Source organism: Streptomyces sp. CY-1, from assembly GCF_047218265.1.
GTDB classification, from domain to species: Bacteria; Actinomycetota; Actinomycetes; order Streptomycetales; family Streptomycetaceae; genus Streptomyces; species Streptomyces niphimycinicus.
On sequence record NZ_CP178393.1, the window covers coordinates 4,707,937 to 4,729,771 of the forward strand.

General features: G+C 71.8%; 15 protein-coding genes and 1 other RNA gene. 7 read left to right on the plus strand and 9 right to left on the minus strand.

Annotated elements, in window-relative coordinates:
- The first annotated feature begins 6 nt into the window (after positions 1-6).
- On the plus strand, positions 7-996 hold the full coding sequence (gene tgmB / locus ACK1X7_RS19970) for an ATP-grasp ribosomal peptide maturase (RefSeq protein WP_390794942.1): 990 nt from the start codon (positions 7-9) through the stop codon (positions 994-996).
- Positions 974-2,149: an ATP-grasp peptide maturase system methyltransferase gene (tgmC, locus tag ACK1X7_RS19975; RefSeq protein WP_398160320.1), complete on the plus strand. Its 1,176-nt coding sequence runs from the start codon at positions 974-976 to the stop codon at positions 2,147-2,149. Before tgmB ends, tgmC begins: the two co-directional genes overlap by 23 nt.
- 67 nt (positions 2,150-2,216) lie before the next feature.
- Here the strand turns inward: tgmC and ssrA are convergent.
- The 5 genes from ssrA to ftsE form a co-directional block, all read right to left on the minus strand.
- Positions 2,217-2,586: a transfer-messenger RNA gene (gene ssrA, locus ACK1X7_RS19980) on the minus strand.
- Positions 2,587-2,776: 190 nt separating this feature from the next.
- Positions 2,777-3,256, minus strand: coding sequence for an SsrA-binding protein SmpB (gene smpB / locus ACK1X7_RS19985; RefSeq protein WP_211125280.1), 480 nt, complete (start codon positions 3,254-3,256; stop codon positions 2,777-2,779).
- An 18-nt stretch (positions 3,257-3,274) separates the two neighbouring features.
- A complete protein-coding gene (locus ACK1X7_RS19990; protein ID WP_385140659.1) occupies positions 3,275-4,486 on the minus strand; it encodes a S41 family peptidase in 1,212 nt (403 codons plus the stop codon).
- A gap of 68 nt (positions 4,487-4,554) precedes the next feature.
- A complete protein-coding gene (gene ftsX, locus ACK1X7_RS19995; RefSeq protein WP_020870885.1) occupies positions 4,555-5,466 on the minus strand; it encodes a permease-like cell division protein FtsX in 912 nt (303 codons plus the stop codon).
- A 9-nt stretch (positions 5,467-5,475) separates the two neighbouring features.
- Positions 5,476-6,165: a cell division ATP-binding protein FtsE gene (ftsE, locus tag ACK1X7_RS20000; protein WP_078641768.1), complete on the minus strand. Its 690-nt coding sequence runs from the start codon at positions 6,163-6,165 to the stop codon at positions 5,476-5,478.
- A 326-nt stretch (positions 6,166-6,491) separates the two neighbouring features.
- On the opposite strand from ftsE, the gene ACK1X7_RS20005 reads away from it, so the two are divergent.
- Entirely contained in the window at positions 6,492-6,686 is a 195-nt protein-coding gene (locus tag ACK1X7_RS20005; RefSeq protein WP_014061128.1) for a hypothetical protein, read from the plus strand.
- 125 nt (positions 6,687-6,811) lie between these two features.
- Here ACK1X7_RS20005 and ACK1X7_RS20010 read toward each other — a convergent pair whose 3' ends face one another.
- The 4 genes from ACK1X7_RS20010 to ACK1X7_RS20025 form a co-directional block, all read right to left on the minus strand.
- Positions 6,812-7,483 carry a hypothetical protein gene (locus ACK1X7_RS20010; RefSeq protein WP_390794944.1) on the minus strand — a complete coding sequence of 224 codons (672 nt, stop codon included), beginning with the start codon at positions 7,481-7,483 and terminating at the stop codon, positions 6,812-6,814.
- 291 nt (positions 7,484-7,774) lie between these two features.
- Positions 7,775-8,887, minus strand: coding sequence for a peptide chain release factor 2 (gene prfB, locus ACK1X7_RS20015; RefSeq protein WP_237514878.1), 1,113 nt, complete (start codon positions 8,885-8,887; stop codon positions 7,775-7,777).
- Between the two features lie 40 nt (positions 8,888-8,927).
- Positions 8,928-10,277 carry a serine/threonine-protein kinase gene (locus tag ACK1X7_RS20020; RefSeq protein WP_413115423.1) on the minus strand — a complete coding sequence of 450 codons (1,350 nt, stop codon included), beginning with the start codon at positions 10,275-10,277 and terminating at the stop codon, positions 8,928-8,930.
- Positions 10,278-10,509: 232 nt separating this feature from the next.
- Complete coding sequence (locus ACK1X7_RS20025; RefSeq protein ID WP_413115424.1) at positions 10,510-12,219, minus strand: serine/threonine-protein kinase; 1,710 nt, start codon at positions 12,217-12,219, stop codon at positions 10,510-10,512.
- A 523-nt stretch (positions 12,220-12,742) separates the two neighbouring features.
- Here ACK1X7_RS20025 and ACK1X7_RS20030 point away from each other — a divergent pair.
- The 4 genes from ACK1X7_RS20030 to ACK1X7_RS20045 all read left to right on the plus strand — a co-directional run bounded on the left by ACK1X7_RS20030 (position 12,743) and on the right by ACK1X7_RS20045 (position 21,653).
- Positions 12,743-17,710, plus strand: a complete 4,968-nt coding sequence (locus tag ACK1X7_RS20030; protein ID WP_413115425.1) for an FtsK/SpoIIIE domain-containing protein — start codon at positions 12,743-12,745, stop codon at positions 17,708-17,710.
- A gap of 308 nt (positions 17,711-18,018) precedes the next feature.
- Positions 18,019-19,377 carry an ABC transporter substrate-binding protein gene (locus ACK1X7_RS20035; RefSeq protein WP_385140675.1) on the plus strand — a complete coding sequence of 453 codons (1,359 nt, stop codon included), beginning with the start codon at positions 18,019-18,021 and terminating at the stop codon, positions 19,375-19,377.
- A 24-nt stretch (positions 19,378-19,401) separates the two neighbouring features.
- The gene (locus ACK1X7_RS20040; RefSeq protein WP_385140678.1) at positions 19,402-20,775 is read left to right on the plus strand and encodes a carbohydrate ABC transporter permease; all 1,374 of its coding nucleotides are present in this window, start codon (positions 19,402-19,404) and stop codon (positions 20,773-20,775) included.
- Positions 20,772-21,653: a carbohydrate ABC transporter permease gene (locus ACK1X7_RS20045; protein WP_078641777.1), complete on the plus strand. Its 882-nt coding sequence runs from the start codon at positions 20,772-20,774 to the stop codon at positions 21,651-21,653. The genes ACK1X7_RS20040 and ACK1X7_RS20045 overlap by 4 nt, the downstream gene beginning before the upstream one ends.
- Positions 21,654-21,835: the final 182 nt, after the last annotated feature.

Sequence of the window (21,835 nt, forward strand, 5' to 3'; positions counted from 1 at the left end):
GCTCCGATGGCCGACACGCAACCGGTCCTGGTGGTCACCGAACCGCTCGACATCACCGCCGACATGGTGATCACCCACCTCAGCCAGCGCGATGTTCCGGTGGTCCGCTTCAACCCCGCAGACCTCCCGGTCGGGGATCTGACGGTCACGGCCCGGTTCGGCGGCTGCCCGGCCTCCGCCCCGGTGGCCGGGCAGTTACGTATCCCATCGAGGACCGCCGACTTGGAGCACCTAAGGGCCGTGTACTGGCGCCGCCCCATCTGGCCCGCCTTCGACCGCCTGGACGCGGACGACGCACGCTATGCCGCCGCGCAGGTCCGCCACGGGCTCGCAGGCACCCTCTACTCCCTCGACCATCCCTTGTGGGTCAACCACCCCGCCAGCAATGCGGCAGCCGACTACAAACCCGCCCAACTCGCCGCAGCCGTACGCTGCGGCCTCACCGTGCCCGCGACCTTGATCACTAACGATCCTGGTGAGGCACGCCAGTTCATCACCACACACCGGCGGGTGATCAGCAAGACGCTGCGATGGACCCCGTACGAGCGAGCCGGTATCGGCCTTACGAGCTGGGCCGAGCCAGTCACCGCCGACGAGGTGGACGACTCCGCGGCCGTGGCGCCGCACCTGTTCCAGGCCCGTGTGGACAAAGTGGCCGACCTCCGGGTGCTGGTCGTCGGCCGGCAGTCGTTCGCCGTCCGCATCGACTCGGGCCTGCTGGACTGGCGCAAGGACTACTCCGCGCTGTCGTACACCGTGGTAGACCTGCCGAGTCGGCTGGAAAGGGCGCTACTCGCCTGCCTCGACCATTTCGGCATCCCCTCCGGAAGCTTTGATCTCGCCCTGGACCGCGACGGCGAACCCCAGTGGCTGGAGCTGAACCCGAACGGCCAATGGGGGTGGCTGGAGGAGAAGACCGGTCTGCCGATGGCCGCCGCCTTCGCCGACCTGCTCGCTCAAGGAGACAACCCCGATGATGCCCGATACCGCGACTGAGCGACGTGACCTCGCCGACCGGCTCCAGGAGACCGGAGTCCTCACCCATCCGAGGTGGCGCGCAGCGGTCGAGGCCGTACCCCGTGAACTGTTCCTCCAGCCCGGCGTGTTCCTGCCCACCGACGGCGCACACTGGCGGCCGGTGACCGCGCTCGGCACCGACCCGAAGGAATGGTCCAAGATCGCCTACCGCGACGAGTCCCTGGTGACGCAATTGGACGGGCACCTCACGGCCGACCAGGCCGCCGCACCTGTCCCTGGCGTGCCTACGTCATCCTCCACCACGCCCGTCACCGTCGTCGGCATGATCGAGGCCCTGGACATCGAGGACGGTCACACCGCGCTGGAGATCGGCACCGGCACCGGCTACTCCACCGCCCTGATGTGCCACCGGCTCGGAGAAGACAACGTCACCACGGTCGAGGTGGACCCGGGCGTGGCCGCCCGTGCGGATGCCGCCCTGGAGGCCGCCGGATACTCCACATGGACCGTGACCGGCGACGGACTCCTCGGCCACCCACGCCGCGCCCCCTACGACCGCGTCATCGCCACATGCGCGGTACGCCGCATCCCCCACACCTGGGTACGCCAGACCAAGCCGGGCGGCACCATCCTCACCACCCTCGCGCCCGGCTCATGGGCATACGGCACCGGCCTCGCCAAGGTCACCGTGAACGAGGACGGCACAGCCGAGGGACGGATCATCGGGGAGTCGTCGTTCATGCAGGCGCGCTCCCAGGCCGTGGTACCGCTCGCCGGGGACCTCTCGGCCCGCACCGCCTACGCCGACAGCGAGCGTGCGGCGAAAGTGCCGCCGACCCTGCTGGAGGAGTGGATGCCCGCCTTCCTCGCGCAGCTCGCCGCGCCCGGCGCCCAGCTCGTACGCGCTGCCCGAAGCGATGGCCACCGGCAGCCCTACGTATTCGATGCCGACCGCGAATCCTTCGCCGCGTTCACCGAGAACGGCTCCGGTTGGACCGTCCGGCAAGGCGGACCGGTGACGCTGTGGGACGACATCGAGCGGACGCTCATCGCCTGGCAGGACGACGGACGTCCCGACATCAGCACCGTGCGGCTCCGCGTCACCCCCCGCTCGCATACGTACCGGATCGGCGACCGGCCCGCACTGCGCTGGGAACACCGGCTCGTCTGAGCACCGATGAGCACCGGAACACGACGAGGGCCCCGCCTGCCGGCGGGGCCCTCGTCGTACATGGGATGAGTGGAGATGGCGGGAATCGAACCCGCGTCCACCGGTGTGGAATCAGGACTTCTCCGAGCGCAGTCCGCTGTGATTTTCTCGGCCCCGGAGATCACGCGGACAAGTCTCCGACGGGCTCAGTCACTGTTTGATTTCCCACTACGCCCCGTGACCGGGCTTAGTGGTTTAGTTCCCTAGCTGATGCCAGGATCCGGGTCGGGAACAGCCCCGGGCTGACACTTCGCAAGTCGCTACTTAGGCAGCGAGGGCGAAGGAATCGCGCTTGGTGTTGGCGATTATTGGTTGCGACATATGGTTAACGAGATCATTGCCGCTTCCTCGGCTCGCTTCTCCTGCTTCGACAGCCGCTGTCGAAACCGATCATCCCCATGTGGTGTTTTCAAAGGTGGTGCCGCGCCCTCGGAGGGGCACAGCGCCATCATAGGTGAACAACGCGCGACGGGGCCACATCATTCCCGTCGCCCGGGGCGCGTGCCCGGCTGGTCAGGCCCCGCTGGGTTGGTCAGGGCCGCCCCGCTGGTCAGGGCCGCCCCGCTGGTCGGAGCCCGCCGGGCCCGGTCAGGCGCGCTGGCGCCGCCGTGCCGCGGACATCGCCCGTTCGGACTCCCGGCGGTCCTGCCGCTCGCGGAGCGTCTGGCGCTTGTCGTACTCCTTCTTGCCCTTGGCCAGCGCGATCTCGACCTTGGCCCGGCCGTCCTTGAAGTACAGGGCCAGCGGCACCAGGGTGTGCCCGGTCTCCTGGGTCTTGCCGATCAGCTTGTCGATCTCCGCCCGGTGCAGCAGCAGCTTCCGCCGGCGGCGCGCCGAGTGATTGGTCCAGGTCCCCTGGCTGTACTCGGGGATGTGGACGTTGTGCAGCCATGCCTCGCCGCCGTCGAGCTGGGCGAAGCCGTCCACGAGCGAGGCGCGCCCCTGGCGCAGCGACTTCACCTCGGTCCCGGTCAGCACCAGACCGCACTCGTACGTGTCCAGGATGTGATAGTCGTGCCGCGCCTTCTTGTTCTGCGCGATCAGCTTGCGACCCGTCTCTTTAGCCATAGCCAGGCCATTCTCGCACTAGGACCCGCCCCCGAGGCCACTCAATACTGTGCGCGCCCGGGCCTCGGCCGACGGGCCGTCGTCGCCCTTGACCCTCAGATCCGGTGCGATGCCCTCGCCGTCGACGTTACGACCGGCCGGGGTCCGGTAGTGGCCCACGGTGAGCTCGGCGACCGAGCCGTCGGGCAGTTCGCTGGGCATCTGCACCGAGCCCTTGCCGAAGGTGCGGGAGCCGACGACCACGGCGCGGCCGCGGTCCTGGAGGGCGCCGGTGAGCAGCTCGGCGGCGCTCATGGTGCCGCCGTCGACCAGCACCACCAGTGGGCTGTCGGTGTCGCCGCCCGGCCGCGCGTCGAGAACGCGCTGGTCACCACGGACGTCATAGGTGGCGACCAGGCCGCCGTCGAGGAGGGAGGAGGCGGCGGTGACGGCCTCGGAGACCAGCCCGCCGGAGTTGCCGCGCAGATCGAGCAGGATGCCGTCGCCCGGGGGGATGGAGCGCACCGCCCGCCGGATCCGCTCCCCGGTGCCCTTGGTGAACGAGTCGACCTTGATCCGCACGGCGCCGGGTCTGTGGTCGTCGTAACCGCTGAGCCGGTCGACGCTCACCGGGTCCGTGGCCAGCCGGGCCCGGCGGAGCTCTTGCGTCCAGTTCTGTCCACCACGCCGCAGCCCGAGCTCCACCCGGGTGCCCGGGGAGCCGTCGGCGGGGCCGCGCAGCAGGGCCACGACCTCGGTGACCGGCCGCCCGGTCACGTTCTCGCCGTCGACCGTGCGCAGCCGGTCATCGGCCCGGATCCCGGCCTTCTGGGCGGGGCTGCCGGGCTCGACGCGCTCGACCGCGATCCGCCCATGGGCGTCCCGGTGGGCGGAGATGCCGACGCCGACGTACGCACCGTCGAGGTTCTGGCGGAAGCCCTCGTACTCACGGGCGCTGTAGACCGCGCCCCACCGGTCTCCGCTGCGGCTGACCACCTCGCGGGCGGCCTTCGAACCGGACTTCCCGTCCTCCTCGGCCGCCGCCGCGGCCGCCTTGACCTGGTCGCTCTCGACCGCGCCGACATAGGCATGAGCGGGCATCCCGACGGGCTGGGGGTCATGGCGCGGTCCGGGCTGGGCGCCCCAGGAACCGACGGCCGCCCCGGTGGCGAGCACGCTCACGAAGACCAATGTCAGGGCGGCCCCGCGGCGAATGCGGCGGGGCTGGACGAACAAACACGGGCCCGACATGCCGGTGAGTGTAGGGCACCAACAGGCGCCGTACCGGGGGTTGTCCGGTACGGCGCCGTAGGCGAATGTCACACCTTGAGGTACTTGCGCAACGCGAAGAACGCCGCGAGCGCGGGCATGAGCAGGCCAATCGCGAGCACCAGCGGCAGCTTGGCGAGCACCGCGTCCCAGCCGATGAAGTTGATCACATCGATCTTGTCCACCAGCCAGTTGTTGACCAGGAAGTACTGCCCGCTCACCAGCAGTACACAGGCGAAGCCCGCGCCCAGCAGCCCCGCGATGGCGGCCTCCATGATGAACGGCATCTGGATATAGAAGCTGGACGCGCCGACCAATCGCATGATCCCGGTCTCCCGGCGGCGGCTGAACGCCGACACCCGCACCGTGTTGACGATCAGCATCAACGCGACGATCAGCATCAGCGTCATCACGCCGAGCGCCGCGAAGTTCATGCCGTTGAGCAGATTGAACAGGTCGTCGACCAGGGCCTTTTGATCCTGGACCTCCTGCACCCCGGGGCGGGCGGCGAAGGCCGTGGAGATGACGTCATAGCGCTCGGGGTCCTTCAGCTTGATGCGGAAGGACTCCTGCATCTGGTCCGGGGTCAGGGAATCGGCCAGCGGCGAGTCGCCGAACTGCTCCTTGTAGTGCTTGTACGCCTCCTCACTGGTCTCGAAGTGCACCGACTCGACGATGTTCATCTGCTTGAGCTCGGACTCGATCTCCTGCTTCTGGGCCTCGGTGACCGCGCCCTTGGCGCAGTTGGCCGAGGTCTCCTTGTCGTTCTTGTTGCAGAGGAAGATCGAGACGTTGACCTTGTCGTACCAGTAGCCCTTCATCGTGCTCACCTGCTCGCGCATGAGCAGGGACCCGCCGAACAGGGCGAGCGAGAGGGCGACGGAGACGATGACCGCGAAGGTCATCGTGAGATTGCGGCGGAGACCGACGCCGATCTCCGACAGGACGAACTGGGCGCGCATGGCGTCCTTTCAGTGCTGGTAGCCGTAGACGCCGCGGGACTGGTCGCGGACGAGGCGGCCCTTCTCAAGTTCGATCACGCGCTTGCGCATCTGGTCCACGATCTGCTGGTCGTGTGTCGCCATGACGACGGTGGTGCCGGTCCGGTTGATCCGGTCCAGCAGCTTCATGATGCCGACGGACGTCTGCGGGTCCAGGTTTCCCGTCGGCTCGTCGGCGATCAGCAGCATCGGACGGTTGACGAACGCCCGGGCGATGGCCACCCGCTGCTGTTCACCACCGGAGAGCTCGCCGGGCATACGGTCGTCCTTACCACCCAGTCCCACCAGATCGAGCACCTCGGGGACGGTTTTCCGAATGGCGGTGCGCGGCTTGCCGATCACCTCGAGCGCGAAGGCGACATTCTCCCCGACCGTCTTGTTGGGGAGCAGCCGGAAATCCTGGAAGACGGTCCCCAACTGGCGGCGCATCTGCGGCACCTTCCAGTTGGACAGCCGCGCGAGATCTTTGCCGAGCACATGGACCGCGCCATGGCTGGCGCGCTCCTCGCGGAGGAGCAGCCGGAGGAAAGTGGACTTTCCCGACCCCGAGGAGCCCACGAGGAAGACGAACTCGCCCTTCTCGATCTCGAGCGAGACATCCCGGAGTGCGGGACGGTTCTGCTTGGGGTATGTCTTGGATACGTTGTCGAATCGGATCACTGGAGCACCACGGTGACCTGGGTAGCGGTACGGGCTGCCGAAGCGGCTCCCGTCGGTGAGCGTGACCATACGCGAAGCGCACGCGGGCGCGCAGTCCGCCGTCCGGCGCGGGTGGGTTTCTTCACTGCACTATTGGGGTCAAACGGTTGACAAACCGCCTGTCGTGGCGGCGGAAACGGCCACGAAACCGGTACGGATGCGGCACGGAATCGTGCGGGGCGCGCCGAACCGGACGGAAGCTGGCACAGTGGAAGGGGAACCAACCCATTTCGCTGGGCGTTGGTCCCGTGTCTACTGCGGCACCGCCGCGCGGGAGGAGAAAGCGCATGACGTACGACAGGCTCGTCTGCGCCAACTGCGCGAGCCCCGTCAGCGAGGGCCGCTGCCCGGTCTGCCGGGCCAGCAGGGAGCGCCTCCAGCAGGACGGCATCTTCGGTGGGCTGACGCCGGCCGCGCTGATAGCGCTGCTGGTGGCGCTCATCACGGTGGCCGTGCTCGCGCATGAGATGGCGACGGCATAACGCAGCGTTACGCATACTGTACTTCGGGTGTGGCACACCCTCTGAACGCACGGCGCACCCTCTGAACACACAAGGGGCCCGGAGCTCTGGAGAGCTCCGGGCCCCTTACCGTGCGTAGCGCGCGATCAGGCGACGTTGTTGCGGTTCACCAGACGCGGCACAAAGCGGAAGCCGATACCGCCGGCGATCATCGTCGCGGCGCCGACCAGCAGGAACGTGGTCTCGGAGGAACCGGTCTCGGCCAACTGCTCCTTGGCCTTGCCCTGCTCCACCGGCTTGGAGCCGACGTTGTCGGTGCCGGTGTTGTCGTCGCAGTTGGTGCTGTCGAGGTCCACCGTGCAGGTGCTGTCATCGCCACCACCGCTGCCGCCACCCTGGCCGGGCGAGCTCGGCGCGGCGGTCGGCTCACCGGTGGGCTCGTCGGTGGGCTGGCCGGTCGGCTCATCCGTCGGCTCGCCGGTCGGCGGCTGGGTGGGCTCGGTCGGCTCGCTGGTCGGCGGAGTCGGCTCACCCGTCGGCGGAGTCGGCTCGCTGGTCGGCGGAGTCGGCTTGTCGGTCGGCTCGCCCGTCGGGATCGAGGTCGGCTCGTCGGTCGGGTCCTCGGTCGGGTCGTCCTTGCCGATGCCGACGCCGACGTCCAGACCCTTCTCGTCCGCGTTCGCCGAAACGTTCACGCCGCCGATACCGACGTCAACACCAACGGCCGATGCGGCGCCGGCGGCGGTGAGCGATGCGCCGGCGGCGATCACCGCACCGGCAGCTATGCGCGCAACGCGCAGCCGCGTCTTCTTCGTCATCTGCCTGCTACCCCCAGTAGCTGTACTCGTCGATGGAGCAGCTATGCACGGGGCAACGGCTCGGGGTGTCGCATTCTCCGCGGTCCCCATCCCTCTGAGGCGGTCCGCCGGCCCCCGTTCACACGCGCCCCAGTCATACGCATGCCGCGCGTCAGCCTTCCCAGTTTTCAGATCATCGTCAAGGCCATTGCATGCGAGATGTCCGCTATGGAAGTGGATGCGGCATGCATGGGTACAGGACTGTGACCAAAACCGTGGTGTACGGGGCCCGTTGGGGGCGGAGCGGGAAGGTTACTTCCCCTGCTCCTGCTGCTTGCGCCAGCGGATTCCGGCCTCCAGGAAGCCGTCGAGCTCACCGTCGAGCACCGCCTGCGGATTGCCGACCTCGAACTCGGTGCGCAGGTCCTTGACCATCTGGTACGGGTGCAGGACGTACGAACGCATCTGGTTGCCCCAGGAATTGCCGCCGTCGCCCTTGAGCGCGTCCATCTTGGCCTGCTCCTCCTGGCGGCGCCGCTCGAGCAGCTTGGCCTGGAGGACGTTCATCGCGGTCGCCTTGTTCTGGATCTGCGAGCGCTCGTTCTGACAGGAGACGACGATGCCGGTGGGGATGTGGGTCAACCGCACCGCGGAGTCGGTGGTGTTGACGCCCTGGCCGCCGGGGCCCGAGGAGCGGTAGACATCCACCCGCAGCTCGGACTCGTCGATCTCGATGTGGTCGGTCTGCTCGACGACCGGCAGCACCTCGACGCCCGCGAAGGAGGTCTGGCGGCGGCCCTGGTTGTCGAACGGCGAGATCCGCACCAGGCGATGGGTGCCCTGCTCGACGGAGAGCGTCCCGTAGGCGTACGGGATCTGCACGGCGAAGGTGGTCGACTTGATGCCGGCCTCCTCCGCGTACGACGTCTCGTAGATCTCGGTCTTGTAGCCGTGGCGCTCGGCCCAGCGCAGATACATCCGCTGGAGCTGCTCGGCGAAGTCGGCGGCGTCCACCCCGCCCGCCTCGGCCCGGATGTTCACGACCGCCTCGCGGGAGTCGTACTCGCCGGACAGGAGGGTGCGCACCTCCATCTCGTCGACCGCCTTGCGCACGGCCTCCAGCTCGGCCTCGGCCTCGGCGCGGGCGTCCGCGTCGCCCTCGGCGTCGGCGAGCTCGAACAGCACCTCGAGATCGTCGATCCGGCCGCGCAGCTCCTCTGCCCGGCGCAGATGCCCCTGGAGATAGGAGAGCTTGCTGGTGATCTTCTGCGCGTTCTCCGGGTCGTCCCACAGGGACGGGGCCGCCGCCTGCTCCTCGAGCACGGCGATGTCGGCCCTCATCTTGTCGAGGTCCAGGACGGCCTCGATCGACCCCATGGTCGAGGAGAGGGACTTCAGCTCTTCGGATACATCGACGACTGCCACGGGACCAGCGTAACCGCTACCGAAGACTGGCCGTCCCCGGTCATGGCGTACCGGGGTCCTGGGAGACGGAGTGCTCGCCGCCCTTGGGCGACTCGCCGCCGTCGTCGCCGCCCGCCACCAGCCAGCCGCCGAGCCCCACCGCGACCAGGGCGGCCAGCGTGATCGCGGCCACCTTGAGCCGGCGGCGGCGCAGCGCGCCCGCGACCGCGAGGTTACGGGCCGAGCCCGCCCTGCGCTGGCCGTGCACCCGGGGGGCGCGGGCGGTGCCATGGGCGCCGCCCGCCAGCTCGTCCGCGCTGGGCACCCGCATGCTGGTGTGGGTCTCGCGGCTGGAGTCCGGCACCGCCCCGGGGACCAGCGGCACCGCGCCGCGCCGCCGCGAGGGCGTCGGCGTGGGGGTGGGGGTGGGCCCGGCGGCGGGCACGGAGACACCGCGGTGCGGAGTCTCCGCCTCCGCGCCCTCCCGCTGCTCGCCCTCCTGCTGCTCATCGGGCTCGTCGATGTCCAGCGGCGGATATCCGGCCAGGCTGGGCAGCAGCTCGCGCAGCCGGGCGGCCAGCTCGGAGGCGCGCAGCCGCGAGGCGGGTGCCTTGGCCAGGCACTGGAGGAGGAGCTGCCACAGCTCGTCGGGGATCCCGGGCAGCGGCGCCACGGTCTCGGTCACATGGCGGCGCAGGATCGCGCCCGGATGGCCGCCGCCGAAGGGCGTGAAGCCCGCCAGCATCTCGTAGAGGACGGTCGCGAGGGCGTACACATCCACGCTGGCCCGGGGCGGCAGCCCCTCGACGATCTCGGGGGCGAGATAGTCCGGGGTGCCGATCACGCTGCGCGGGTTCGGCGAGCGGCCCTGGGAGGAGGCCCGGTCGCGGGCCGACTGGGCGCGGATCGGGGTCGGCTCGTCCACCAGGCGGGCGATGCCGAAGTCGGTGAGCAGGGCGGGATGCGCACCGCCGGGGCCGAGCGGGCCCCCCATGTCCAGCAGTACGTTCTCCGGCTTGACGTCGCGGTGGACGACCCCGGCGGCGTGCGCGGCGGACAGCGCGTCGGCGATGTCCACCGCGATCGCGACGGCGGCCTCGGGGGCGAGCCGGCGCTCGCGGTCGAGGCGGGTGCGCAGATCCGTACCGCGGATCAGGTCCATGACCAGCGCGAGGTCATTGCCGTCGACCACCAGGTCGCGCACCCCGACCACCCGGGGGTGGTCGAGGCCGAGCAGTACGGTGCGCTCCTGGACGAAGCGCTCCACGAGCTCCTGGTCGGAGGAGAGGTCCTCGCGCAGGAGCTTGATGGCGACGGGGCCCTCGGGTCCCTCGCCCAGCCACACCGTGCCGGCGCTGCCGCGCCCCAGGAGCTGGTGCGCGGTGTACCGACTGCCGATCTTCCGTGACAAGACTGCTCCGAATCCTCCGACAAGGGGGGCACGTTGGCGACAAAGCTACGCGGCTACTGGCGCGTTGGGTGCACCAGACAACGCCAACTGTCACTTCTGCGGCGGAAAACACCCTTCGGATGTCGACAAATCACCGTAGTCGGAGGTGAGTCGGAGGTGAGGAGGCCAGGATCGGGCCGGAGAGTCGGGCCGGAAACGGGGACGGTGATCGGTGATCGGTGATGCCGACGGATCAGCTACTGGGGCCGCCGAGGTCCTCGATCCACTGCTGGACGTCCTTGGCCCAGCCGGTGACCGCGTCCCAGTAGCTCTGCCCCTCGGCGATCCAGTCCTTGAGCGGGGTCAGCTCCCAGACCAGCCAGGAGCCGATGATCAGGACCACGATCACGAACAGACAGCCCTTGAGGCACCCCAGGCCCGGGATCTTCATCCGGTTGGGGCTGGAGCCGCGCTGCCGGGGCTCCTGGCGCGGCTCCGGCTGCTGCGGCGGCGGGGCGTAGCGCTGCGGCTGGGGCTGCTGGGGGTGATGCGGCGCCGGGGCGTACTGCTGCGGCTGCTGCTGGGCGTACGGCGGCGGCTGCTGGCGGCCCCGCTGGCGCTGAGGCGGCTGCTGGGGCGGCTGCTGGGGCTGCTGATACTGCTGCGGCTGCTGGTATTGCTGCTGCTGATACGGCTGCTGGGGCGCGGGGCGGTGCGGGCGGCGGCGCAGCGGGTCCTGGCTCGGGTCGAGGTACTGGACCTGCGTCTGCTCATTGCGGTCGCGGGCCGCGCGCAACTGGTTCTGCCAGGGGTGCGGATCGTCCTGGCCCGGCGGCACGGGCGGCATGGCGCGCGTCGGATCGGCGCCTCCGGCCGGGCCGGAGCCGGTCGGCAGCACCTGGGTGGGGTCGGCGTTCGCCCCCGTGGTCGGCATCACATTGGTGGCCGCGGCCGGGTCGTACGAGGGGGCGCCCCCCGCTGTGTTCGGGAGCACCTGGGTCGGGTCGGCCGAGTCCGCGGGCGCGGTGTCCGGGACCGGCGCGGGCGCCGGGTCCGGGGCGAGCAGCGCGGCGACGCCGAGCGCCGCCTCGGCCTGCGCGGCGGAGGCGTGCACCCCGACACCGGCGGCGACCACGCGCAGCGCACGGGCCAGGCTCTCGGCGCTGGGGCGCTCCTCGGGCCGTTTGCGCAGACAGCGCTCTATGACGGTCCACAGCGGCTCGGGCACGGTCGAGGGGCGGCGCGGCTCCTCGCTGAGGTGGCGGTGGAGGACCTCGAGGGCGGTGTTGCCGGCGAACGGCGGACGGCCGGTGACCAGCTCGTAGAGCATGATGCCCGCGCCGTAGATGTCCACGGCGGAGGTCTGCGGACGGCCCTCGGCGGACTCCGGCGCCACATAGGCGGGGGTGCCGACGAACTCCTGGGTGCGGGTGAGGCCGGGCGAGTCGGCCAGGCGCGCGATGCCGAAGTCGGTCAGCATCGGGTGCATTTCCTGGCCCTCGCCGGTGCCCGCGAGCAGCACGTTGGCGGGCTTGAGGTCGCGGTGCACGACGCCGTCGGCGTGGCTGGCGGCGAGCGCGTCCGCGATCTGGGCGGTGAGGAGGGATGCGGCGACGGGGGTGAACGGGCCGTTGCTGCGCAGGTATTTGTGCAGATCCGGACCGTCGATCAGGTCCATGACCAGGGCCAGCAGATCACCCTCGACCACCAGGTCACGGGTGCGGACGATATTGGGGTGGGTGAGCCGCAGCAGCACCGAGCGCTCGCGGAGAAAGCGCATGACGATGTCCGCGTCGTTCGCGAGCTCCTCCTTGAGGACCTTGATCGCGACGGTCTCGCCGGGCTGCCCGGCCACGGCGGCCTCGGCCCCCGCCGCCTCCCGCTGGCTCGCCCGCCATACGGTGCCCGTGGCTCCGCGCCCGAGCGGCTCCTCGAGCAGGTACTTGCTGCCTACCGGCCGCACGTCATGCGCTCCCTGATCGTGGTCTTACTTCGGTGGACTGCGATGGTCTGCTTGCTGCTCTGCTTACCGCCCTGCTTGCTGCTCTGCTTGACGGTCCGCTTGTGGTGCTCGTCCGCCCCACTGTAATGGCGACGCACGATGAGCCCTATCCGATCACCACATGAGGGTCCGGCGCCGGGGAAGACGTGTGATCCGGGCAGATGGTTGCCGGTGGCGGTCCGGGCCGCTCGATCGCCGCTCGATTGGGCACCGCCGGAAGTCTCAAGGGCGGCCGTTCCGGTCGCAATCAGCCAGTTTCGGCCGACTAGCCGACCAATCAAGATCATGTGGCGCCGGGCGGCGGGCGAAGTGTCGGTGGCAGGTGCGAGGATGCAGGCAGCACGGAAGCGCCGAGCGGCTGGGGGCTCACGCTCCGTGACCCGTACGACCCCGTACGGACCTGTACGTGCCGAAGGGCCTGGGGGCGGTGGTGGGGGTCGGCACCCCTGCCCGGCCCCCCGGACAGAAGGGACCGTTGACGGCGATGCAGATTCGGCTGACCGTCCTCGGGCCGCGCAGCGCCCACCCGGGCCGTTCCGGCCACCATCCTGCGCCCGCGTCCGCGCCGCATGCCCTTATGGGCGCGGTGGACGTCCTGGTCACCGCCCCTGTCGGCACGGCCCTCGCCTCGGTGGCCGGTGGGCTCGCCGACGCGGTCGCCGCGGCCGGGTACGAGGCGGGGGGCGGCAGCGGTGGCGGCGGCGCGGTGGTGCTGTACGCGGGGGGTGAGCGGCTGGACCCGCAGCGCTGTGCGCTCGGCGAGCCGCCGCTGGTGGACGGCGCGGTGCTCTCCCTGCACGCCCCGGCCGACCCCTACTCCGGCCACTACCCCGGCTATCCCGGCCTCCCTGAGACCGCCGTGGCCGACGCCACGGTCCATCTGGACGTGGTCGCGGGGCCCGACGCGGGCGGCGTCCATCTGCTCCACGGCGGCCAGGTCCGCATCGGCCGCTCCGCCGACGCGGACGTTCCCCTGGACGACCCCGACGTCTCCCGGCTGCACTGCGCGGTCACGGTCGCCGAGGACGGCCGCGTGACCATCGCCGACCTCGGCTCGACCAACGGCACCGCCGCCGACGGCGTCCCCGTGGGCCCCCATCCGGTGCCGCTGGAGCCGGGGGCGCTGCTGCGCATCGGCGAGTCCGCCCTGCGGCTGCGCGTCCCCTCCGCGACGTCCGGGTTCCCGTCGGCCCCCTCGGCCCCCTCGCGCCTTCCGGTCCACGCCGACGGGGAGGGCCACCTCCGCGTCACGCCCGCCGGGGACCACCCCACCCACGCGGAGGGCCCCTGGACCGGCGCCCCCCAGCCCGCCCCCACGCACTCCAGCGAGGGCACCTGGACACCCGCCGGCCACCACCCCGGCACCGGCTGGACCCGAGTAGCCCAGCCGGGTGACGAGCCTCACTCAGCGCCCGGACGGTACGAGGAGGGCGCGGGCACCGGCCCCCGGGACCCCCGCCGGGGCGAGGAGAACTGGGGCGCGGGGCCCACCGGGGCGCGGGACGGGGCGGGCGCCCCCGGCCAGCGGGACAACGATGGCTGGAGTCCCGGCACGGGACCCACCGGAGCGCGTGGCGGCTCAGGCACCGGGGCCCGGGGCGGAGCCGGCGCCCAAGGCCACCGGGAAGACGACGGCTGGGGTCCCGGCACGGGAGCCCCCGGAGCGCGCGGCTCGGGCGCCGGGGCCCGGGGCGGGGCGGGCACCCACGGCCAGCGGGACGACGGATGGCACCCCGGCGAGGGGGCCGCCGCCGGGAGGCGCGGTGGCGCGGGCGGTCGCGGGTCCGGCCACGAGGACCAGGACTGGCAGGACGGCCACTGGCCGACCGACGGCTCGGTAAGCCCGGGCGGCTCGCCCTACGGCGCCACGGGTACCGGTCGGCGGGGCGAGCGGCCACGTGACGAAGGACACGGCGAAACGGACGGACGCGGCCGGGACCCGCGAAGGCCCTCGGCCCCCGGCGACCAGCCGTACGACGACCCGTCCACCGCCCCCACCCGACGCGGCGAGCGCATCCCCCGGCCGGGAGCCGCCGGACGCGGCCCGGCGGGGCAGCCCGAGCGGTCCGCCCAGGACCGGCCCGGCACGGGCAGCGGCGGCGGCCAGCCGCACGGTCAAGGGCGCGGCGAAACACCCGAGCGCGCGTACCCCGGCGGGCGGCCGGGGCCGCGCGCCGGGCACGGCCCGGCCGACCGCTCGGCCGACCCCGGCCGCACAGGCCACGGCGCGGCTCCCGGCGACGCCTATCCCGGCGACTCGCCGTACGGCGGCGCGGGCCGCGGGCGGCAGGGCGAGGGCGACGCGGGCTACGGCGCCGCCCCGCGCGGGGGGCAGCCCAGCCAAGGGCGCGGCGACACGGACGGACGCGGCCGACGCCCGCAGCGGCCCTGGTCCGCCGGCAACCAGCCCGCCGACGCGAGCCCCGGCGGCTCCCCATACGGCGGCGCGGACGCGGGCCACAGCCGTCACGACGGTGACGCCGACTCCGGGCGACAGCCGGGCGCGGGTTACGGCGCCACCCGGCGCGGGGGGCAGCCGTACGACCAGGGGCCCTCCGCCACCGGCGGACAGCCCGCCGACGCGGGCTACCAGGGAGCGCCGTACGACGGCCCATCAGCCGCTTCCGGACAGCGCACCCCCTACCCCGGCGGCCAGTCGGGCGCCGGGCCGCGCGGCGGCCACAGCTCGGCCGGCCCCGGCCACGCGGGCCAGGGCGGGGCTCCCGCCGGAGGTGGGCAGCGCGGCGGACGCGGCCCGGGCGATCGCTCGGCCGACGCCGGGCGGCCGCGGGCCGGAGGCTTCGGGGCCGGTGGGCCTGGGCGGCGTGGGGTGGGGGATCGTACGCATGCCGGGGGCTATGCGCTGGATGCGCCGGGGGCGCAGGCGCGGCGGCGGGGGATAGGGGCCTGGGTGCGGCAGTTGGCCGGGGGGAAGGCGGCCGAGCGGGGCGGGGGGCGGCAGGACGGGGGTGCGCGGGGCGCGGCGGAGCGGGCGGCGGCGGAGGCGGAGGTGTTGCAGCGGCGGTGGCCGGATCCGGCCACCGTGTTGATGACGGCGCTGGGCCCGGGCTCCCGGTTGTGGGAGCGCGCCCAGGGGCATCCGGACACGCTCACCGTGCGGCTCGGGTCGGCCGACCAACTGGCGGCGGACGGCGGGTTGCTGACCGCCGCGCCCGTGACCGTCGATCTGCGGCAGTGCGGTTCGCTGGGGCTGGCGGGGCCGCGGGCGCGGGTGGCGGGGCTCGCCCGGTCCGTCGTGGCGCAACTCGCGGCGCTGCACTCACCGGCCGCGCTGGAGATCGTGCTGATCAGCGGCGAGGAGCGGCTGGCGGAGTGGTCGTGGCTCGGCTGGCTGCCGCAGGTCCAGCCGTTGCGCGGGCAGGACTGCCGGTTGCTGCTCGCGTACGACGGGGAGCAGGCCACGGCCCGTACCGACGAGTTGACCCGGCGGCTGGAGGACGGGCCGCTGGGCCCCGGCTGGGCGAGCGCCTCCCCCGCCGCCGCGGCGTCCGCGGCGGCGCGCCACGTCGGGCCGCGCACCGTGGTGGTCGTGGACGGCGCGCCCGGTCCGGCCGCGCTGCACGACACGCTCGGCCGGCTGGCGGTGACCGGCTCCGCTGCCGGGATCCATCTGCTCTGTCTGGCCGAGGCGCCCGCCGCGTCGCCCGCGTCCCCGCTGCCGATGAGCTATGAGGCGGCCTGTGCCGCGTCCGCGGCCTTCGCGGCCTCCGGGGTGGCGGCCGTGCTGAGCGGCGATGTGGCCACGGGGCTACAGATCGTCCACGGGAAGCGGGACGACGAGGACGGGGACAGGGACAGGCACGGAGACAGGGACGGGGACCGAGCCGCGTCCGGCATCGCCGGGGTCACGGGGGCCACCGGGGTCTCCGGGCTCACCGGTGCGACCGGCGCCGCCACGACCGTGACCGTGGACGCGGTGTCGGCGGCGTGGGCCGAGCGGTTCGCGCGGGCGCTCGCGCCCCTGCGCCCGGCCGCCTCCGCGCAGGGCGGCGCGTTCGGCGGCTCCGACAGCCCGCCGACCGTTCCGCTGCCGGACTCGGCGCGGCTGCTGGACGAGTTGGGCCTGGCGCGGGCCACGCCCGCGTCGCTGCTGGCCCGTTGGGCGGCCGCGGCGGACGAGGTCCCGGCGGGCGGCCGGGCGCTGGCGGTGCTCGGCGCCGGCCCGCGCGGCGCGCTCGCGGTCGATCTGGCCGCCGACGGTCCGCACGCGCTGATCGACGGCACGGCGGGCACCGGTAAGACGGAGCTGCTGCGCTCGTTCGCCGCCTCGCTCGCGGCCGCCGAACGGCCGGACCGCCTCGAACTCATCCTCATCGACGGAGCCGGAGCCGGAGCGGGAGCGGGCGAGGGGCTGCGGGTGTGCACGGATCTGCCGCATGTCTCGACGCATCTGGTGGCCAGCGACCCGGTACGGATGCGGGAGTTCGCGCAGGCGCTCAGCTCGGAGCTCAAGCGCCGCGCCGAGCTGCTGGACCGGCTGGACTTCACCGCCTGGCACGCCCGGCCCCACCACGGCGACGGCGAGGGCGGCGGAGGTGGCGGTGACGGCGCCGCCGACCCGAGCGGCACCCCAAACACCCCGAGCACCCCGGGCACCCCGGGCACCCCGAGCAGCACCCCAGGCGCCCCCGGCCCCGCTTCCGCCCGCGTCGTCGCGCCCCGCCCGCCCGGCGATATCGACCCGCCGCCCAGCGACACCCTCCACACCCTCAATCTGCGCGCTCAGCGCACCGCGAGCGCGGCAGCGGCAGCCGCCCGCCCGCGCCCCTTCCTCCCCCGTCTCGTCGTGCTCGTCGACGACTTCGACGCGCTGGTGGCCCCGGCCCTCGGCAGTCCCGGCCGCCCGGCGGCCGGTTCGGTCGTCCGCGCCCTGGAGGCGATCGCCCGCGACGGCGCCCGCCTCGGGGTGCATCTGGTCGTGGCGTCCGGCCGCCCGGACCGTACGGCGGACACGGTGGCCGTCGAGCGGGCCGGACTCCGCATCGTCCTGGACCCGCGCCCGCTGAACCCCGCACACCCCACGGCCCCCACCCACTCCACGCACCGCCCAGGGGAGCCCGAGCGGCCTCTGAGGTCCGAGCGGCCCGATACGGCCCCCACCCCCGCCGCATCGCCACGCTCGGTCACATCCACCCCCGCAGCCGCAGCCGCCCCGGGCGGCGACCCGGCCCCGGGCCGTGGGCGGTTGTTCCGCCCGGAGGACACCGGGGGAACGCCGTTTCAGGCGGGCCGGGTGACCGGACGGATACCGCGCACCGCCACCCAGCGGCCCACCGTCGTGCCACTGGAGTGGCGGCGGATGGGCGATCCGCCCGCCCGTCGGCCGCTGCGCGAGCTGGGCAACGGCCCCACCGACCTCGCACTTCTCGCCAGTGCGCTCCAGCGCGCCGCGCAGTCGGCGGACGCGCCCACCGCACCCGCGCTGATCTGACCGCCCAAGACCACCCCTGCCTCGCCCTCGCCCCGCCCCTGACCGCCGCAGCCCGCACCCTGTCCGTTTCCTGACCGTTCCCGTACGATCCCGTCGCTCCTGACCGGCTTTCCGGCCCGTTCTGCCCAACCTCCCGTCTGCCCCGCCTGACCCACCTGCCCCGTTCTCTGCCGATCGTTCATCACGGCCCGGTCACGATCCGTGAGTGAACGCCGGACGCAGTATTGCCACGTTCGGTGACCGGGCGTAGGACTACTCGCACGGGACACGGCCGCACGGGGGCGGTCGGCATCGGAGGGAAAACGGGGATGCACGTATCGCTTCCTGCGAAGCGTTCGACACGAGCTGCGGTGGCCCTGCTGGCGGCGGGAGCACTCATGCTCACCGCCGCGGGCTGCGGCGGTGACGACGGAGACACGGTAAGCGGCGGTCCGCCGCCGAACACCGTGAAGCTGCCGAGCCTCAAGGGGCAGAAACTCCAGGTCACCGCGGTATGGACGGGCACCGAGCAGGAGAACTTCACCAAGGTGCTGAAGGAGTTCGAGAAGCGCACCGGCGCCAAGGTCTCCTTCGTACCCAGCGGTGACGACATGGCGGGCTTCGTCGGCTCGAAGGTCGCGGGCGGCGCCCCGCCGGATGTCGCGATGGTCGGACAGGTCGGCGTGATGCGCGAGTTCGCCCAGAAGGGCTGGGCCAAGCCGCTCGGCCCCGAAGCCAGTGCCGAGCTGGCCAAGAACTACGCCAAGGGCTGGCAGGACCTCGGCTCCTACGAAGGCAAGCCCTACGGGGTGTATTTCAAGACCAGCAACAAATCCCTGCTCTGGTACAACACCTCCGCGTTCGACTACGCGGGCGCCAAGGTGCCGAAGACCTGGCGGGAATTCCTGGCCCAGGCCCAGTTGATCTCCGACTCCGGCACCGACGCGGTCGCGATCGGCGGCCAGGACGGCTGGACGCTCACCGACTGGTTCGAGAACGTCTATCTCTCCCAGGCGGGCCCGGAGAAGTACGACCAGCTCGCCCAGCACAAGATCAAGTGGACCGATCCGTCGGTGAAGAAGGCGCTCGAGACGCTGGCCGAGCTGTGGGGCACCAAGGGTCTGGTCGCGGGTGGCCGGAGCGGCGCGCTCCAGACCGCGTTCCCGGACTCGGTCACCAAGGCGTTCGGCAACAAGGCCGAGCCGGACGCGGGCATGGTCTTCGAGGCCGACTTCGTCGCCGCCAACGTCGCCGACGCGGGCGCGGAGCTGGACGAGGACGCGAAGGTGTTCCCGTTCCCCGCGGTGGGCGCCAAGGCACCGGTGGTGACCGGCGGCGACGTCGGTGTGGCGCTGAAGAACAGCAAGGCGGCGCAGGCGCTGCTCACCTTCCTCGCCTCCCCGGACGCCGGGACGATCTGGGCCCAGTCCGGCGGGTTCATCTCGGCGAACAAAAACGTCAAGTTCAGCGCCTATCCCAATGCCTCGATGCGCAAGATCGCACAAGCGCTGATCGCGGCGGGCAATGACTTCCGGTTCGACATGTCCGACCAGGCTCCCGCCTCCTTCGGCGGCAAGCCGGCCCAGGGCGAATGGAAAGCGCTCCAGGACTTCCTCAAGAACCCGAGGAATGTCGAAGGCATTCAGCGCCAGTTGGAAGCGGATGCCGCCAAGGCGTACAAGAACTGACCACTCGACCGGGAGAACCACATCATGTCGACCGCGACAGCGGACGGCGCGGCCACACCTGGCCGGGCATCGTCCGCCCCACCGGCACAGCGACCGGGCGCCAAGAAGCGGAAGAGCGTCATGGGCACCCGCCCCTGGCTGGCGGCGGTGTTCCTGCTGCCCGCCCTGGTGCTGCTCGGGGCACTCGTCGTCTATCCGATCGGCTACTCCGTCTACCGGAGCTTCTTCGACGCCTCGGGCAATGGCTTCGTCGGCCTGGACAACTACCAGGAGATGTTCTCCGACGACGCCACCAAGACGGCGATCAAGAACAACATCATCTGGCTGATCCTGGCCCCGACCGTCTCCACCGCCCTGGGCCTGATCTTCGCCGTGCTCACCGAACGGGTGCGCTGGGCCACCGCCTTCAAACTGGTCGTCTTCATGCCGATGGCGATCTCGATGCTGGCGGCGGGCATCATCTTCCGGCTGGTCTACGAGCAGGACCCGGACAAGGGCGTGGCCAACGCCATGTGGGTGAGCGTCCATGACTCCTTCAGCGAGTCGCCGCCGTTCCCCGGCGCCCATCCGCGTCCCACCGCCGGGCTGACCGAGGCGTCGAACGGCTCGTTCACCACCCGGGACACCGTGCGCGCCGGCACCCCCGCCTCGCTGCCGCTGGTCGCGGCCAAGCGCGGGGACATCAGCGGGGCGCAGGACGCCAAGGCCGCCAAGGCCGAGCCGGGGAAGGTGACCGGCACCGTCTGGTTCGACTTCACCCGGGGCGGCGGGGGCGAGCAGGGCACCATCGACAAGGGCGAGAAGGCGATGGCCGACCTCAAGATCGAGGCGGTCAAGGACGGCAAGGTCGTCGCCCGGACGACATCGGCGTCGGACGGTACGTACACCCTCCCCGCCAAGGCCGAGGGCGCCCAACTGCGGCTGCCCGCCTGGAACTTCGCCCAGCCCTACAACGGCGTGGACTGGCTCGGCCCGTCCATCGTCACCCCGGCCATCATCGGGGCGTACGTCTGGATCTGGGCCGGTTTCGCGATGGTGCTGATCGCGGCGGGGCTCGCGGGGGTGCCGCGTGAGCTGATGGAGGCCGCGCGGATGGACGGCGCCACCGAGTGGCAGGTCTTCCGGCGGATCACGGTGCCGATGCTGGCGCCGGTGCTCTCGGTCGTCGTCGTCACCCTGATGATCAACGTGATGAAGATCTTCGACCTGGTGTACATCATCGCGCCGGGCCCCTCGCAGGACGACGCCAATGTGCTGGCGCTCCAGCTCTTCCAGTCGTCCTTCGGCACCGATGTCAACCAGGGTCTCGGCAGCGCCATCGCCGTACTGCTGCTGTTGCTCGTGCTGCCCATCATGTTCATCAACATCCGCCGGATCCGAAGGGAGAGCCGCCGATGACCAGCGCGGACACGGTCGTACAGGCGAAGCAGTCCCTGGTCGCGCGGATCGCCGCCCGCGCCGGCGGCGGGGTGATGCGGGTCGTCCTCCTCCTGATCGGCCTGCTGTGGCTGATGCCGACCGCCGGACTGCTGCTGTCCTCCCTGCGGGACCCGGCCGAGGTGGACCTCTCGGGCTGGTGGAAGGTCTTCACCGACCCCGGACAGCTCACCTTCAGCGGCTACGACAAGATCCTGGGCAACCAGCAGATCACCGACTCGCTGTGGACCACCCTCGCGATCACCGTCCCGGCGACCCTGCTGGTCGTGGTGATCGGCGCCTTCGCCGGTTACGCCTTCGCCTGGATGGACTTCCCCGGCCGCGACTGGTGGTTCCTCATCGTGGTCGGCCTGCTGGTCGTCCCGGTCCAGGTCGCGCTGATCCCGGTGGCAAAGCTCTTCGGCGAGATCGGCATCTTCCAGACCACCACGGGCGTGGTCCTCTTCCACACCGCCTTCGGCCTGCCCTTCGCGATCTTCCTGCTGCGGAACTTCTTCGCGGAGATCCCCCGCGAACTGCTGGAGGCGGCCCGCCTGGACGGCGCGGGCGAACTGCGGCTGTTCCTGCGCGTCGTGATGCCGCTGGGCGGCCCGGCCATCGCCTCGCTGGGCATCTTCCAGTTCCTGTGGGTCTGGAACGACATGCTGGTCGCCCTGATCTTCGCGGACAGCGGCAACCCGCCGATCACGGTCGCCCTCCAGCAGCAGGTCCGGCAGTTCGGCAACAACATCGACATCCTCGGCCCGGGCGCCTTCGTCTCGATGCTGATCCCGCTGGCGGTCTTCTTCGCCTTCCAGCGGCAGTTCGTGGCGGGAGTGATGGCGGGCGCGGTGAAATAACCCCGCACCACCCCTGGCTCACCTCGGCCCGGCGCCCCTCACTGGGGGTGCCGGGCCGCCCCTTGCTCGGGGGTGCGGGGCCGCCCCTGACTGGGGAGAAAGGGCCGCCCCTCCCGCGCATACTTACGACCGTAAGGCTACGAATGTAAGTCGAGAGCGGTGAGAGGTTCACACCAATAGAC